The organism is Hyunsoonleella ulvae, assembly GCF_016827605.1.
Lineage (GTDB): Bacteria > Bacteroidota > Bacteroidia > Flavobacteriales > Flavobacteriaceae > Jejuia > Jejuia ulvae.
In genome coordinates this window covers 623,773-641,356 of the sequence record NZ_JAEPJQ010000001.1, presented here as the reverse complement: position 1 = coordinate 641,356, position 17,584 = coordinate 623,773, and the positions used below count along the sequence as shown (strand labels likewise).

Here is a 17,584-nt window from a genome sequence, read left to right as displayed (position 1 = left end):
AAAAAGTATGTCTGTAGACACATTAAGTTACAAATACAATTCACTTTCTAGTATAGAAAAAAAGCAAGGTAAGGAGAACCTTCTGCTTTCAAAATTTAATGAGGTTGACAAAGGAAGTTCTCCTTGTTTTTTCTGGGGGAAATTGAATAACCCTTATGAGTTGTCAAGATGTTTGATAACCTTATCTAATATTGTTCAGTCAAGTTTTAATTTATCGCCTTTTCAATTAGCATTATTAAAAGACCCAATAGTTACGGCAGGTAACAATCAAATAAGATTTGAAGGGTTTTCCCATTGTGCAGGGGTTTATGCGAGAGTTGATGTATTGGAAAATGGACAAGATGGAGAATTTATAGAGAATGGAACTACCAATGTTGATTTTAATACACCTTTAATTTCAGAACTGGGTAAAATCAAGAAAAATGACGACCTTATTTTATCTGTTGGTCAAAAAGAAGTCGGGTTTCACAAAGGAGGAGAAAGTTTTGTAGAACGTAAAGTACCATTACCTAGTAAATGGATTAAGGGTTTAACAACAGTACAACATTATTTTTCAGAGTCCGATTATGCGCAAACTCTAAATCGAATTCAAGCCATTCAATTATTTAAAACTATTCCTGCTGGAAAAGTAAAGACAGACTATTATCTTATAAAGCGAGGGAGCAAATATTTATTTAGCCCTCTTAAGGCATCAAATGCTGTTTGTATAGGTGGTATTCATAGATTGAAATTACTTCAGTCACTTATTCCATTGATAAATGAACTAAAAGTTTTTCCGCATCAGGACATGCAATCAGTAACTTTTATTTTATGTTTTGACGAATTGAATTTTGTGTTTTCTGTTTCAAGAGATTTTTGGAGAGGCTTTTCAGGTGAGGGTGCTGCTTTAGAATCTTTAATAGAAGACTTGCCAGATTCATTAGTGCAAGCATTTGATAATTACTCTTATACCAATCAGGAGTTTAATCCTGCATTAATGTCTTTTGAGGAAGGGATAGATATATCCAAAATAGAAAAACTGTCCACTAAATTATCAGCTATGGGATTATTGGGGTATGACTTAGCTAAAAATGGGTTCTTTTACAGAAGGTTACCTTTTAAGCTAGAAAGAATTTTGTCATTGAACCCAAGACTCAAAGGTGCAGAGAAGCTTTTAGAAGAAAATAAGGTTCAAATTACGCTAAAGAAAGATAACAAAATAGAAGCTAAAGTAGAGGGGAGTGGCGTTCAACATTATGTCGTTATAAATGGAGACGAACAAAGATGTACTTGTACTTGGTTTAGTAAAAACCAAGGTGAGCGAGGCGCTTGTAAACATATTTTAGCAGTAAAGAAAAAAGCAAAAGATATTTGAATATGCTTGAAAAAGAATTAGAAACTATTGTCCTTAAGGAAAGAGACATCATCCCATTTTTAAAAAAACTTACGCCAAAAGATAAAAAGGAACTTGTTCCGTTTCTAAGAGCTTTTAGAAAAGAGGTTTTTGGATATAAAATTGTTAAAGAAAAAAGCAAATTCGGTATATTCGAATCGTATAAACCTTCTCATACTGAAACTCAAAGAGAACTTACAAATAAAGCCTGTTTTGTTTGTTTTAATAAAAGTGATGCTAAAAAAGCGGGACTAGCCCATTCCTGTACGGATGATTATTATTTGGAAAATATCATCCCTTGGTACCTTCCCAAATGGTATGGAGACCTCATTAATGAAGAACTACCATGGCATGTAAATTATGATAAATTAATGGTGTTGTTCAAAAAAGGTCTTTTGCAACCATCTCAATCTTTAATTGTGGCAAAACTTCCAAATGCCATTGTTGAAAATAAGCGAGAGAAAAATAAAAACAGAAATTTTTATAAGCCTGAAGTTCTTCATAAGTATAAAGAGACATTAGATGAACATATATGGTTTTTGTTTGAAGAAGAATCTACAATTAATAACTACTATAACTATTTACATCTAGAGAATTATAAAGGAGGGAATGATATATGGATTGATACAATTGCCAATCTAACAGATGAAAATAAGTTGGACAGAAAAAGGGTTTTAATTGCTACAATCTATTCATCCACCAAAGGGTTTAATAAAACACTCAGCGGTTGGTTTTTTGATTTGTTAATAAAATTAAGTCCTTCTCAAGATGAAATATTGAATTTACAAGATGAATTTTTTACAGCTTTAAATTCACCTCATTCCAAGGTAATAAATACGGTTCTTAAATATTTTAAACTAGTTGCTAATCATAAAAAGTTTAAGCATGAAGTCTTTGTTGAAAATGCATCAATTCTTTTAAACTCTGAAACAAAATCCGTAGTTAATTCAACACTTATGATTTTAGATAAAATTGCTAAAACTCATAAAGCTTTCAATATTTTTGTATGTGAAAAAGCAGCAGAAGCTTTGATAAATGTTGATGAGAAAATTCAATTAAGAGCAGCGAAAATAATAGAGAAATACGGAGACCCTAAAAAACAAGAGCTGTTTGATGAAGTAAATCTATATGCAGATAGTCTATTCCACTCGTCAAGGGAGATTTTAAAGGCATACATTGAAACCTCAGAAGAAGTTGAAGAAGAAATCTATGATATAGAAGAAACGGAAATTTTATCAATAGAAACAGAATTGCCCAAGCTTGAATCATTAGATGATTTAATCTTTTTTGTAAGTCAGTCTATTGATAATAATGAAGTGTATCATATAGATTTATTGCTTAGCTATTTGCCAAAACTTTATCCGCTTTTAAATAAAGATAATGTTGCTAAACTGGAGCCTATATTTAAGCGTTCTTTTGACCTTTCCATGAATTTTGATTGGAATAGCCGGATTGGAAATTTGGAATCGGAAGCAGCCTACTACATAAATGATTTTGCTGAAATTTTAATGAAAGAGTATCCTTCTGAACTCGCAAGTTTTAAAAAGGCTAAGACCCAAAAAATCAAAAAGTTTAAGGAAGATAGATACTATAGTTCCCATTATAAGGAAAGATTAAGACAAATAGAAAACCAACCTATTCCAGATTACATATATCAAATACACCATTTTTTATTTATAAAGTCTAAATCTCTAATTAAGAAAGGTTTGACTCTAGATCTAATGTCTACACCAACACATGCACCATGTTGGATTGCTCCTAATACTTTAATTGACAGAATCATTTCATATGAAAAAAGCAATGAAGAGATTAATCGTTACGATTTTCAAATTGCGATGGGGAGGTTGCCAATAAATGAATATTCATTTGATATTATTGAGAATATTAATATGATAAAAGACATTGATATTAAAAAGGTTTTAAAGTATCATCTTAACCAATTGAAAATTCAAGATGTAGATATTTCAAGACCAGAATTATGGCTTCAAAGTGTGTTGAGTAGAAATGATGCTGAGGAAATTAAATACTTTCAAAAATATTTAGTCAATCCATTAAACAAAGAAATGGGGTTTTATAATTGGGAGTGTAAACCTAGGGATATTTATCACAATAGATATGACTACAGTAAGGGTAAACAAGGATCAAGAGAATTCCTTAGAACTAGCAAAGAGTTAAAATTTAAAGATTTTAATAATCAAAAGAGTGAATCAGAATCAATTGTTTCAAGTATTATAGGTGTATTCAATAAAAAGAAAAAGAAGATTAAAGTTAGCAGTATTTATGATTACATGTACTTTAAAAAGCAAAAATATTATACTACAATTCATCCGCATGATGATGTGAAATTTTTATTTCTCTTACCAAATAATCCAAGTATGTTCTTGAGTCATGTTATTCATAATAATCTTAAAGAATCTACTTTTTTTGATGAAACCAGTAAAAAGAATATGGTCAATTTGCTAAAAGGACTTTATGAAATCTGGTATAGAAATGATTTTAAGGAATCTACATATCTGTTTTTGGCAACCGGACTTTTGTGTAGTCATAAAGTGGCAAGAGAACTTGCTGCTGAGATATGGATTAAAGCAAACTCTGAAAACAAAATTAACAATTTATTACTAGGTCAAATTTTAGGTAAATTAGAATTGGGTGAGTATGCCCCTCTTAAACGATTTACAGACTTATTGACAGCAAACTTATTCAATATATCCAAGAAGCATAATGACGCATTGTTAAGTCTTTTAGATAACATGATTGGGAATATGAATGATGAGCCTATCAGAGGAGTTAAGAAATTACTAGAGATATTCGTGGAATTAAAGCTAAGCTCACCTAAAGTAGAATTAAGTCAGTTATCAAAAGATAAACTAGAAAAGTGGGAAGAAGTAAAAACACTTAAAACTACTATTGGCAAATTACAGTTAAGTTAAACAAAATATTTATTTTTGCGTATAAACTACGCATATGAGTAAGCAGTCTATAAAACTTTCTGTCGATGCAGTTGTATTTGGTTATGAAGAAGGGGAAATTTCAGTGTTATTAATTAAACGAAAGTATAAACCCTTTAAAAGTAAATGGGCTATCCCTGGGGGATTTGTTTTAAATGATGAATCCTTAGAGGAAGCTGTAGAAAGAGAACTGCAAGAAGAGACGGGGGTTAAAATAAATTACCTTGAGCAATTGTATACATTTGGGAAACCAACACGAGACCCTAGAGGGAGAGTGGTATCTATTGCTTATTTTGGTTTAGTGAGACCTAATACATTTAAAATATTTGCATCCACAGATGCTTCTGAAGTTCTATGGTTTAATATTAATGAGCTGCCTGAGCTTTCATTTGACCATGAGGAGATTTTAAATATGGCCATAAAGAGATTACAAGATAAAATCACTTATGAGCCCATAGGTTTTGAGTTGCTTGATAAGAAATTCCCATTTTCAGATTTAGAAAAACTATATACTACACTATTGGGTCGAGAAATTGACAGGCGTAATTTTAGAAAGAAAATAATAAGCCTAAATGTGCTTGACGAACTTGCTGAAAAAGTATCAAAAGGTTCAGGAAGACCTGCTAATTTATTCCAGTTTAATCAGAAACGTTACTTCCAACTTAAAAAAGAGGGGATATTTTTTGAAATTTAAATATATGTAAATCAGATATTTAGTTTATTTGTGTAAAAAAAACGCAAAATATATTTGGTGGATTTATTTTCTCAATCTATATTTGTGTTATAATTACGCAAATTAATAATTTAAAACCCAAAGTTATGTTAGGAATAAATTATATCAAATTCGATTCAATGAACTATGTGATTCATTATAAAGGAGGTAAAATCAAGAAAGAAGGAAGAGGTTTATCATTCTTTTATTTTTCTCCAAATTCATCAATTGTTTCTATTCCTGTACAGAGTAATGATTTTCAATTTGTATTCAATGAAACTACAAAAGACTATCAAGAAGTTACTTTACAAGGGCAGGTTACATATAAGATTCAAAATCCAAAACAACTAGCAGAAACGTTAGATTTTACTGTAAATAAGAAAAAACAGTATTTGAAGAATGACCACGAAAAAATTCAACAACGTATCATTAATGAGGCTCAAACAGCTAGTGCATCTATTATACAACGTTTAAGTTTGAAAGAAGCATTGCGACAGCTTGAGGCAATTGAAACTGAAATATTTGAGAGTATTCAGAAATCTAAGACTGTTCAAATGCTTGGTCTAGAAATATTAAGTGTAAATGTGCTAGGTGTCACTCCTAATCCCGAAATGGCTCGTGCTTTAGAAGCTCAAATGAGAGAGTCTTTACAAAAGGAAGCTGACCAAGCTATATACGAGCGTAGAAACTTTGCAGTGGAGCAAGAACGTATGATAAAGGAAAGTGAACTTAATACTGAGATAGCTGTTGAAGAGAAGCAAAAACAAATTGTTGAAAAGAAGATGGAAACAGATGTCGTAAAGCAGCAAAACGAGCAGAAACTTAAAGAGATGGGAATGACTTCTAGCATAGCTTTAGAAGAACAGAAAAAAGAGTTAATAGATATTCAGGTAACCAATGAAAAGAAAGAGGCTGACATGAATGAGTATGTTCTTAATGCTAGATTGAAGCCTTACAAAGAACTAGATTGGAAAACGCTAATGGCTATCAGTAATAATGGAAATGACCCAAGTAATAACATAGCTTTAGCTTTCAGAGAGTTGGCTGAGAATGCTGATAAAATAGGGAATCTTAATATATCTCCTGAGTTATTAGATGCTATTGTGAATAGTAAATCATAAGGGAATGAACTTTGAACGAGTAATCATAATAAGAGATAAAACTAGGCTTGAGCAGCTGATTGAAAGGTTTAATTCAAAAGCCCAAGCCAAGTTTTATATTGAGCGGTCTGAAGGGAATTTTGGATATTATGAGATAGAACATGATACCTTCTATCAGTCTCTGAATAAAATCCAAAAGACCATTTCAAAACGCTTGAAATATAAAGTTATTGACCGCTCGTTTTTGCCCACCTATATTTTTACTGAACAAGATTTGGTTCTGGCTATAGGTCAAGATGGTTTAGTAGCTAATACAGCTAAGTATGTGAATGGTTTACCGATAATAGGAGTGAATCCTGATTCTGAACGCTATGATGGTGTTTTATTGAAACATACTCCAGATGATTTAAGCACAGTTATAAAAAATGTTCTAAAAGGCGAATATGCAACTAAACAAGTAACTATGGCTAAAGCAGTATTAAATGATGGTCAGACTTTGTTAGCTTTTAATGATTTTTATATAGGAGCTGATTCTCATGTATCATCTAGATATGATATTGAGTTTAAAGGTAAAAAAGAAAGACAGTCATCAAGCGGGGTTATTGTTTCTACTGGTGCAGGCTCTACAGGTTGGTTGAGTTCAATATTTAATATGAAGAATAATATAATTGGACATAGTACAGTAAGTGAAAGAGAAAATCGAGCCCAAATGGATTGGGGTGATAATAAATTAGTATTTGTGGTTAGAGAACCGTTCTTAAGTAAGGTTACCCAAACAAATATTGGTTTTGGAATAATAACTAAAAAGCAAACATTAAAAATTGAATCTAATATGCCAACTAAAGGCGTTATTTTTAGTGATGGTATCGAATCTGATTTTTTGAATTTCAATTCAGGAAGCCATGTTGAAATTGGGATAGCGGATGAAAAAGCAAACTTGATTATATAAATGAAAATAAAAGTCATACAATCTGATATTACAGCAATAAAAATTGACGCTATTGTTAATGCTGCTAACTCTTCATTGTTAGGTTGGTTCTGGAGTTGATGGTGCTATCCACCTAAAAGGAGGCTCAGAAGTTTTAAAAGCCTGTCAAGAAATTAGGAATAAACAAGGGAAATGTAAGATTGGAGAAGCGGTTATAACTACAGCAGGAAGTTTAGAGGCTAGATATGTAATTCACACAGTTGGTCCTGTTTGGAATAAAGGAGGAATAGAAAAAGAAAAGCTATTAAGCAAATGCTATATAAATTCAATGAATCTAGCAATAGAAAACAATATTAGAAGTATTGCTTTTCCAAATATAAGTACAGGAATTTATAAATTTCCAAAAGTTTTAGCTGCTCAAATTGCTTTACAAAGCATAAATAGTTTTAAAGAACAAAAAGTAGTTGAAGAAGTCACTTTTGTTTGTTTTGACAGAGAAAACTTCGAGCTGTACAGTAAATTATTAAAACAATGAAAACTATAAAATTATACAGACCAATTGGATTAAAGGAATTAGAACTAATAATTGCAAGTGATTTCTCCAAATTTCCCCCAAGGTTAGATTGGCAACCTATATTTTACCCTGTGATGAATGAAGAATATGCTTGCGAAATTGCTTTAAAATGGAATACTACTGATGAATTTTCTGGATATTCAGGTTACGTAACTAAGTTTGAAGTGAATGCAGAATATATTGATGGTTTTGAGGTGCAAAATGTAGGCGGAAAAATTCATAATGAATTATGGATTCCATCAGAGGAAATGGAAAATTTTAATAATCAGATACAAGGAAAAATAGAAATTACTAAAACCTTTTTAGGGAAACAGTTTAAAGAAACTCATGATAAAGTCATAAATGATATTATCAAAAATACTGAAGTCAAGTAGTCATGGATTTATTAGAGAAAATAAGAGGCGGAATAATTGGTGTTGCGGTTGGTGATGCTCTAGGCGTGCCTTATGAATTCTTATCCAGAGATGAAATGAAAGAACGACCTGCAAAGGAGATGATAGGTTATGGGAGTCATAATCAACCAGCTGGTACTTGGTCAGATGATAGCTCTCTTACATTTTGTTTGATGGAGGGATTATTAGAAGGTTACAATACGAAAAATATAGCAGATAAATTCATCGAGTGGTATGATGAATCTTATTGGACGCCTCATGGACATGTATTTGATATAGGGGTTACAACAAGGCAATCTATCTTCTACATGAAAAAAGGACATACCCCTGAAATTTGTGGTGGAATGGATGAATATTCAAATGGCAATGGTTCTTTAATGAGAATCTTACCACTAGTGTATTTTATAAAAGATATTGAGGGGATTGATGAAAGGTATCAAATAGTTAAAAATATTTCGTCCTTAACACATGCACATTTACGCTCTGTTATTGCCTGTTTTATTTATGTAGAATACGCACTAGAGCTACTTGTAAATAGTAATAAGATTGAAGCATATCAAATCATTAAAAATAGAGTGAAGACTTTTCTAAACACTAAAGATTTAAATCCGCAAGAATTAGGGTTTTACTTTGATATTCTTGAAGATGATATTTATAGTATTGAAGAAGACCGTATTTCGGGAAGTGGATATGTCGTAAATTCTTTGAAGGCATCACTTTGGTGCTTTATAAACATGAATAATTACGAAGATGCAGTAATGAAAGCAATAAATCTTGGAGAAGATACAGATACAACAGCAGCGATTGCAGGTGGTTTAGCAGGTTTGTATTATGGTATAAACTCTATACCAAAAACATGGAGAGATAAGCTTGTTAAATATGATGAAATCGAAGATTTAATATTTAGATTTCATAAATCATTAGAAAATGAAACTGAGAGTAAAGACATATAAAGAACAACTAAAAAAATGGCCTCAAAAAGGACATCATATTATGGCGCAATATGATGAAAATAAAATCATCGTATATCAATCCTATGGACCAGAAATCGGAAACTTTGCAGCTAAAAACCAGTTTTTCGGTGGTGCTTTCAGCTTAAACCGAATGACTTGGATTAAACCTAATTTCCTTTGGATGATGTACCGTAATGGCTGGGGAACGAGAGAGGGACAGGAGGTGGTGTTGGCTATTCATCTTAAACGTGAAGTGTTCGAACGTTATCTAAATGATGCCGTTTATTCAAGTTATCAAGCTGATATTTACAATGATAGAGAGAATTGGCAAGATGCCGTAAAAAACTCGAATATTAGATTGCAATGGGATCCAGACCACGACCCATACGGTGCTAAATTAGAACGAAGAGCGATTCAGCTTGGAATAAGAAATGAAGATATTGAGAAGTATGCAAAGGATGATATTTTAGCAATTGAAGATATATCTGAATTTGTAAAACAACAATACCAACATGTTCTAAATAATGAATTGGATAAACTCATTATTCCAGATGAAAAGCCCTATATCCCAAAAAACATGGACACTTCTATAAGATTAAAGTTAAGTTGCATGTAACAGTAAGTAGTATAACTTCATAATCTATATTAAATAAAAAACCACCTAAGAGGTGGTTTTTAAAAATCATTAAATTTAGTCGTTATTAGTGATTTGATTTTAATTTATCTGCTTATTTCTTTACGGCATCGCCAGCTGTTTTTGATATTTCAATCGCAAAGGTGTGGCATAGTTTTAACGTCTCTTTTATAGAATTAATCGTCGTTCTTGGATTAATTAGGCACATTCTTAACACAATTTGATTTTGAAGAATTGTTGTAACGAGCATAGCACTTTTTTGATTACCAATGCGCTGCGATATCGCCTGGTTAATTCTATCTAGTTCATTTTCCTTATAATCCGTATCTACAGGATTGTATCTAAAGTTAATAATTGCAAGGTTTGCTGGAGCTACGATTTCCCAGTACTTACTTTTTCGAATTAACTGTTCGGTTTTTTCAGCCAATTCAATGTTATAGGTTACCGCTTCCCTAAAAGCTTTTAAACCAAAAGTTTTAATTGACATATAAAACTTTAAAGCTCTAAATCTTCGTGTTAATTGAATTCCATAATCATAGAAGTTAATTTCTGACTGGTTACCCTCTATATCTTTTAAATATTCGGGTTTTTCAGTAAAAGTATTACTCAGCCATTTGTGATTTCTAACTAGAAGACATCCTATTTCATATGGCTGATAAAACCACTTATGTGGATCAATTGTTATGGAATTGGCTTTTTCTATCCCTTTTAAAGCAAGAGTACCTTTAGTTGATAAAATAGCCCCGCCTCCATATGCTGCATCAACATGTAGCCATATCTTTTCTGCTTTACAAATCTTGGATATTTCAAATAAATTATCCACAGAACCTGTATTTGTTGTTCCTGCATTGGCTATTATACAAAATGGTTTAAATCCCATTAATTTATCTTTGGCAATTGCATTTCGCAATTTATTTAAGGACATTTTAAATTCTAAGTCTGTCGGTATAATTCTTACCTGTTCTTTTTTAAGACCAATAACTCTAATTGCCTTTATATTTGATGAGTGTGTTTGATCGGACATATAAATTGTTCCATTTTCAAAGTTTTCACCAAGCTTTTCTCTTCTTGCTGTTACTAATGCAGTTAGGTTTGCCATTGATCCCCCGCTGGTAAAAATACCCCCTCCCTTTTTTACAGGAAAATTAAATAGTTTTAAGAGCCAATTTATACAGACAATCTCTAATTCAGCAGCAGCAGAGGTAGACCATCCACCAGAAAATATGTTAAATCCCGTAGCCAAACTATCGGACATTGCACTAATGAAATTACTAGGGCTTGGAACGAAGGAAAAAAACTTTGGATGAGCAACATTTGTGGTCTCTGAGAACACCTTTTCTTTTACAAACTCTAGGACATCAATCGCATTCATGGGATTTTCAGGAGCCTCCTCAAGAAACACGCTATCCATTTCTTCTCTTGTTGATACAGAAACAGGGGCTTTTAAATGCTGCGTTTCAAAGTGTTCCACAATAGTGTCAACTATTTGATATCCATAGTCTAGCATTTCTTGTTTTGATAAAACCATTTCTTTATTGGTACCTTCTGTTTCTTTATTCAAAAAAGGTTTATCTATCATGTTCTATGAATTAAATATTAGGTTATTAAATTTTTACCTCATTGGATTTAGAACTTTCAATTATCCCATAAGGATATAACAGTGCGGTTATCTCTTCAATTTCTTCATAAGTCCCTGTAAATGCTATTATAGTATGCCTTTTTTGTAAATTTAATATTTGTAATTTATATATCCTTATAAATTGGGCCAGAGCGTCTTCATTTAATAGGATATCAGTACTTATTTTATAAAGAATAACACTTCTACTAATCATTTGAAATAAAATTTATGTTATTGGAAATAACTAAAGTTTAAACCAATTTTTAACTATTTCTCTTTCTGTATTTAAGTTATTTATATGTTCAAACTCATTTTTTTCGGCATTATATTTATAAGGTTTTTGCCATAATTCAATATTTTCTGCAATCTGTTTTATAGCTTCACAAATAAACTCTATTTCATCATTCGTCATGGTAGGATGAATGGACATACGAATCCAACCTGGGCGTTCTACTAAACATCCTTCTAGGATTTTATGCTCAATAGCCTTAGAGGTAGTTTCATCAACATTTAAGAGGTAATGACCATAAGTACCGGCACAAGAACATCCTCCTCGGGTCTGAATTCCAAAGCAATCATTCAAAAGTTTTACCACCAAATTATAATGCACATTTTCTATATAAAAAGAAAATACCCCTAGCCTGTCTTTGTGTTTTGGAGCTAAAATTTTTAGGTTGTCTATTTTAGATAGTCTTTTAAAAATAATCCTGTTTAATTCATGCTCTCTATCCAAAATATTTTTTACGCCCATTTGCTCTTTTAACTGGATAGACAATGCAATTTTAATAGCCTGTAAAAAGCCAGGAGTTCCCCCATCTTCTCTAGTCTCTATATCATCTATGTAATCATGGTCGCCCCAAGGGTTTGTGTAACTTACTGTGCCACCACCAGGATTGTCCGGCACTAAATTATTATAGAGTTTTTTATTAAAAATTAGTACCCCTGATGCTCCTGGGCCTCCTAAAAATTTATGTGGAGAAAACGTAATAGCGTCTAAATATTGGTCTTTATGTTCTGGATGCATGTCTATATGAACATATGGGGCAGAACATGCAAAATCTACAAAGCACAATCCATTATTTTTATGCATTATTTCAGCAATATCATGGTAATTGGTCTTAATGCCTGTTACGTTAGAGCAACCTGTTACGGCAGCGATTTTTATTGGAATATTTTTATGTCTTTCCAGTAAATCCTTTAAACTTTTTAAACAAGGTAATCCATCGCTATTTGAAGGTATCACTATCACTTTTGCTATGGTTTCCAGCCATGAGGTTTGGTTAGAATGATGTTCCATATGAGACACAAAAATAATAGGTCTCTTTTCTTCTGGAATTTGAGTATGATCTTTTAAATTTTCGTTGAGTTTAATCCCTAAAATACGTTGGAATTTATTAATGGCGCCTGTCATTCCCGTACCGACGGTAATTAATACATCGTCCTTAGATGCGTTTACATGATTCTTAATAATATTTCTGGCATCATGATAGGCCAAAGTCATAGCCGCTCCTGTGGTTGAGGTCTCGGTATGGGTATTGGCTACGTAGGGACCTATTTCATTTGATATTTTTTCTTCAATGGGTCTATACAACCTTCCGCTTGCAGTCCAGTCTGCATAAATAATCTTTTTTCTGCCGTAAGGCGAATCAAACGCTTCATCTATGCCAATAATGTTATTTCTGAATGGTTGAAAAAAACGCTCTAATTTAGATGTCTTTTTTTGCTTATTGCCATATATATGTTTCATATAATTCACTGCGCAACTAATTATGTCATTATTATTTTAAAAGAACTACCCTAAATTGAGCTAAGATTCAGGGCAGTTCTAACACTAAAAACTAATAAAATGTTTTTTATAAAGTCTGCTTATTTTTAAATTTTGAGGTGCTTTCAATTAACCATTCATAACTTGATGATTGATTAAAAAAGGGCTGATTGAAACCAGCCCTTTCACTCTTTCTTAAATCAAAAATTGACTGACTAACTCAAATAATTATTAGAAAGGTGTTACTAATTACTGTTTTTACATTTCAGGTTTAAAAACTACTTCATAGGATTTATTGTCTTCCAACAAATCCTTTGTTATACTTTGAATATCTTCTATTGTTATAGCTTTGACAATGTTCTCAAAATTTTCTGGAGCGTTTCTGTTATAGCCGTCTATAATGAACGTTTTCATTGCAGACATTTCATATTGGTTAGAGCTTTTACTTTCTTCTCTTTCTTTTATTAAGCTGGCCAATGTTTTATCTAAATCTTCTTGCTTTATATCTCCAGTTTTAATGGTTTCAATCTCCTTATGAACAATGCTTATTAGTTTTTCGGCTAAATGTGGGTTACAATCAAAGCTAACTGAAAGAAAAGCTAATGATTTAGGTTCTTTAAGCAAAGAGCCTCTTGTACTTGCACTATATGTACCACCTTCTTCCTCCCTCAAAGACTCCAGATACCTTAACTGAAGAATACCGACTAAAGCCTTCATCACTATCGAGTTTTTAATGGAGTAGGGCATTTCTTTTTTAAAAGCAATTCTAACAGAAGTTTTTAAATCTTCCATAGGTAAATAAATGTCTTTATCAATGTTTGGATTTAACCATTCTGTTGAGTTGTCCTTATAATTTTCAGTTTTTGAATTAGTTGTTGGAATACTGGCAACATATTGCTCCAACAAAGGCTTAAGAGCATCTTCTTGTGTATCCCCAACAATAAAGAATTGAAAATCTGAAGCATCTGCATATCTAGTAGTGTATATGTCTTTAATTTTTTCAAAACTGATGTCATCTACATAATCTTGATTGAACACTCTTTTATATGGATTATTATTACCGTATAACGTCATGTTTAAGCTGTCTTTCATTTTAGATTTTAAATCTTGGCCTTTAAATGCCAAATAAGTATCCAATTGTTGTAAAAACACTTTATAAGCCGATTCATCAAAGCGAGGTTTGGTAAAGCGAAGATTTAATAGTTGAAGCATAGTTGCTACATCTTTAGTTGTTGAAGAACCATAAATAGATTCTGTAATGTCACCTAAAAAGAACTTTACCATAGCTGTTTTACCAGCTAAAACCTTAGGAAGTTCTGTTGCTGAAAACTCACCCAATCCAAACATTGGCATTACATTGGTCATCACACTTGCAGATGGTAAATCGTCTATGGCTAATAATGACGTACCACCATAACTGTGTCCACTTAATGACACCTTGTTTTTATCTTTATCAACAAATTGATAATGCACACGTATACCATTACTTAGAGTGAAGGTTGTAAAACCAAGTGCCTTATTTTTCTTTGTAGACTCAATTTTACCTGGTTTTAGTTTAACCCCAGTCATTAGAGGTTTTACCTCTGCTTCCTCTTTATATGGCTGTAATGACTCATCATTCTCAATGGCATCAATAATTTGAACTGCTTCAGTTTCAGATAAATTGTTTTTACCTTCTACACCAGTAACAATAACACTTCTGTTGTTGGGAGTGTAAAGCTCCTGCATTTGTTTTAGTAAGTCATCTTGTGTGATGTTGTTAAGAATGGGTTTAGCAATTTCATATTTTTTTGCTAAATCTGTTAAAGGGGTATTTTCTAAATAATTAGCTTTAATTGAGTTTATAATTTTTCTGTGAGATCTATCACCCAACCTTGCAATTTGCTTTTCATATAAGCTTTTATACTTTATAACAGCTCTATTAATTTCCGATTTAGTAAATCCAAATTTTACAGCTCTGTTAATTTCAGTCATAGCTAGTTTAAACGCCTCTTGCTGTTTGTTTTCTTTGGGTGTAACATTCACTCTAAACGTTTTATGCGCTCTGGTTAGATTAGCATAACTTGGAGATACATTTACAAATGGCGCATCTGGTTCCTGTGATATTTTACTAAAGCGTTCTTTTAAAATGTTAAAAATGAATCCATTTACTAGTGCATCCTTTAAGTATGTGGCTGTGCTTTTATCAGTAGTTTTTTTATGTCTTATACTAAACTGGATGTTTGCTATTGAAACTTCTTTATCCATAGCGATAGCATAATCTAACTTATCATTGTCGTCAATTTTAACAACATAGCGTTCTGGTGGATTTTTTACCGCAGGAATGGATGAAAACTTTTCCTTTATTTTAGTCTCCATTTCACTTACATCAAAATCACCAATAATGGCTATAGCTTGTAAATCGGTTCTGTACCAATCATGATAGAAGTCTCTTAGTGACTTATATTCAAAATTTTCAACAATCTCCATTTTACCAATTGGAAGTCTATTAGCATATTTGGAATTTCCATAGGCCGTACCAATAGTTTGTTGCATAATCCGCATTCCACCATTTTGTCTTGTACGCCATTCTTCTTTAATTACGCCTCTTTCCGCGTCAATTTCTTCTTCGGTTAATAATAAATAATTTGACCAATCGTGGAGGATGTGCAACCCTGTATTTATAAGCTCAGGTGTTGTTGGTATATTGTCTATATTGTAAACTGTTTCATCAAAACTTGTATAGGCATTGATATCTTTACCAAATACAATCCCTTCTTTTCCTAAAGTATCAAAAATGCCTTTACCCGGAAAATGCTTAGTTCCATTAAACGCCATGTGCTCTAAAAAGTGAGCCAATCCCTGTTGGTTATCATCTTCAAGTATGGATCCTACATTTTGAATAATGTAGTAACTAGCTACATCTTCAACAACATCTGTACTATGCAAGTAATAGGTCATTCCGTTAGGTAGAACACCTTTTTTGATACTCTCGTCAAGTGGAAGAGGTGTGTTTAAGTTTTGTGCATTAAGGTTTAAAAATAGTAATACACTAACTAGACTTATTATATTTTTCATTTATTCTTTCTATGTGTTTAAGTTATGTCGCCTAAATTTCATTTCCCCCTTGCTAATAAAATGTTAAAAAAATATATAAGCTAAAACGGGGTTCTCTGGTTTTATAAGCAGAGGTAATTTTAGAAATTCGAAGGGTTTAACTTTTAAATCTGAAGCCCTATAAATATGCTGTTTATCAATTACTTGTGTAAAATATACTCAAGAGCATATTTTACGCAATAGTTTGTTTAATAGGTTTTAATCAAAGTCTCAATAAAAGCAGGTCATTGCTTTAGTTAATTGTGGGTTCATAGAACTTTTCTTAAAGAAACACTTTGTAAGTTTACTTACTCGCTAATGCTTTGCCTTATGTTTTTAGAAATCACTTTTTATTTAAAAAGATATTTTTCAAAGTTTCTTCTAACGCATTACCTCTTAAGCCTTTATTTATCTTTAGTATTTTTCCCTCTGGAGAAACTAAAACAATATATGGGATACTTTGATATTGGTATAATTGCATGGTTTCCTTTTTTTCATCCCATAATTTTATATAAGGCAATTGTTCTTTTTTCAAAGCTTTTTCCCAAGCTTCCTTTTTCCTGTCAATAGAAACAGAAACTACTTGAAACCCTTCATCTTTAAATGTATTGTAAGCCTTTTTTAAATGAGGTATCTCCTGTCTGCATGGGCCACACCAACTGGCCCAAAAATCAATAAGAACATAAGACCCTTTAAAGTCGGAAAGTTTTACAATTTTGTTTGTATCGTCAACCAGTGTAAAATCTGGAGCCATAGCACCAACAGAGGAACTTTCTTTTAATTTCACTTGTTCTTTTAAAAGCGAAATATAATAGGAGTCTTCAATATTTGGAGAAAACTTATTTAGCAAGTCTTTAATAAATGGAGCAGATTTAGTTTCATAATTTTGATAAACGATATAGGAAAGGGCGATACTTTCTTTGTTGTACTCGATAGCATCTATTATATTTTTCCCTCTTTCCGTATATAACGAATCTATTATATTACCATAATATTTCAATGTTTTTAAATTATCTTCACTTTTCTCTACGTTATTGTAAAGATGAAATGCGTCGTTATATGGTTTTGAATATTTTTCCAATTCAATACTGGCGGGGAAGTTAGCCTCCAAGTCCTTGTATTCTTTTGTGGCTGGAGACCCCGTAACTTCTATGTTTTCTAAATTTTCGTTAACAATTGATGCTGTAATGTTAATTGTTTTGCTATCTACAAAGAAGTAAGTCTTATTCACTCTCATACCACGGTCTTTTTTATTTGATAACTGGGGTATAAAAAGACCTTGCATTTTAGGATCACTTATGTCTAATTTATGTTCAAATACAAAGTTGTCGTTATTGGCCTGAACAGTATCTAAAGGCTGGTATTTAGCGTCCATTAAAACAATAGAATTATTTCCCAACCCCTTAATTGTTCCTTTTATTACTGATTTGTTTTGCTCTTTAGAACTGGTGCAGGACACCATGACGGTTGAAATAAAAGTTAAGACGTATATTAGGTTTGATATTTTTTTCAT

General features: G+C 32.0%; 14 protein-coding genes. 9 read left to right on the top strand and 5 right to left on the bottom strand.

Translation table 11 applies throughout. From position 1 onward, the window contains the following. The first annotated feature begins 7 nt into the window (after positions 1-7). The 9 genes from JS605_RS03020 to JS605_RS02980 all read left to right on the top strand — a co-directional run bounded on the left by JS605_RS03020 (position 8) and on the right by JS605_RS02980 (position 9,595). Positions 8-1,354 carry an SWIM zinc finger family protein gene (locus tag JS605_RS03020; RefSeq protein WP_203256196.1) on the top strand — a complete coding sequence of 449 codons (1,347 nt, stop codon included), beginning with the start codon at positions 8-10 and terminating at the stop codon, positions 1,352-1,354. Between the two features lie 2 nt (positions 1,355-1,356). Continuing rightward, entirely contained in the window at positions 1,357-4,302 is a 2,946-nt protein-coding gene (locus JS605_RS03015; protein WP_203256195.1) for a DUF6493 family protein, read from the top strand. Positions 4,303-4,336: 34 nt separating this feature from the next. Next, positions 4,337-5,014, top strand: coding sequence for an NUDIX hydrolase (locus tag JS605_RS03010; RefSeq protein ID WP_203256194.1), 678 nt, complete (start codon positions 4,337-4,339; stop codon positions 5,012-5,014). A 158-nt stretch (positions 5,015-5,172) separates the two neighbouring features. Continuing rightward, complete coding sequence (locus tag JS605_RS03005; RefSeq protein WP_239000239.1) at positions 5,173-6,153, top strand: SPFH domain-containing protein; 981 nt, start codon at positions 5,173-5,175, stop codon at positions 6,151-6,153. Between the two features lie 4 nt (positions 6,154-6,157). Then, positions 6,158-7,081, top strand: a complete 924-nt coding sequence (locus tag JS605_RS03000) for a diacylglycerol kinase catalytic domain-containing protein (protein ID WP_203256192.1) — start codon at positions 6,158-6,160, stop codon at positions 7,079-7,081. 106 nt (positions 7,082-7,187) lie between these two features. Further along, on the top strand, positions 7,188-7,595 hold the full coding sequence (locus tag JS605_RS02995; protein WP_317194126.1) for a macro domain-containing protein: 408 nt from the start codon (positions 7,188-7,190) through the stop codon (positions 7,593-7,595). Beyond that, entirely contained in the window at positions 7,592-8,008 is a 417-nt protein-coding gene (locus JS605_RS02990; protein ID WP_203256191.1) for an ADP-ribosylation/crystallin J1, read from the top strand. Before JS605_RS02995 ends, JS605_RS02990 begins: the two co-directional genes overlap by 4 nt. A 2-nt stretch (positions 8,009-8,010) precedes the next feature. Then, a complete protein-coding gene (locus tag JS605_RS02985; RefSeq protein WP_203256190.1) occupies positions 8,011-8,979 on the top strand; it encodes an ADP-ribosylglycohydrolase family protein in 969 nt (322 codons plus the stop codon). After that, entirely contained in the window at positions 8,954-9,595 is a 642-nt protein-coding gene (locus JS605_RS02980; RefSeq protein WP_203256189.1) for a DUF4291 domain-containing protein, read from the top strand. The genes JS605_RS02985 and JS605_RS02980 overlap by 26 nt, the downstream gene beginning before the upstream one ends. Before the next feature lie 112 nt (positions 9,596-9,707). On the opposite strand, the gene JS605_RS02975 is transcribed toward JS605_RS02980, so the two are convergent. The 5 genes from JS605_RS02975 to JS605_RS02955 form a co-directional block, all read right to left on the bottom strand. Continuing rightward, on the bottom strand, positions 9,708-11,192 hold the full coding sequence (locus JS605_RS02975) for a pyridoxal phosphate-dependent decarboxylase family protein (protein ID WP_203256188.1): 1,485 nt from the start codon (positions 11,190-11,192) through the stop codon (positions 9,708-9,710). Positions 11,193-11,217: 25 nt separating this feature from the next. Next, positions 11,218-11,445 carry a hypothetical protein gene (locus JS605_RS02970; RefSeq protein WP_203256187.1) on the bottom strand — a complete coding sequence of 76 codons (228 nt, stop codon included), beginning with the start codon at positions 11,443-11,445 and terminating at the stop codon, positions 11,218-11,220. Between the two features lie 30 nt (positions 11,446-11,475). After that, positions 11,476-12,978: an aminotransferase class V-fold PLP-dependent enzyme gene (locus JS605_RS02965; RefSeq protein WP_203256186.1), complete on the bottom strand. Its 1,503-nt coding sequence runs from the start codon at positions 12,976-12,978 to the stop codon at positions 11,476-11,478. 276 nt (positions 12,979-13,254) lie between these two features. Then, entirely contained in the window at positions 13,255-16,053 is a 2,799-nt protein-coding gene (locus tag JS605_RS02960; RefSeq protein WP_203256185.1) for a M16 family metallopeptidase, read from the bottom strand. 361 nt (positions 16,054-16,414) lie between these two features. Further along, positions 16,415-17,584, bottom strand: coding sequence for a TlpA disulfide reductase family protein (locus JS605_RS02955; protein ID WP_203256184.1), 1,170 nt, complete (start codon positions 17,582-17,584; stop codon positions 16,415-16,417).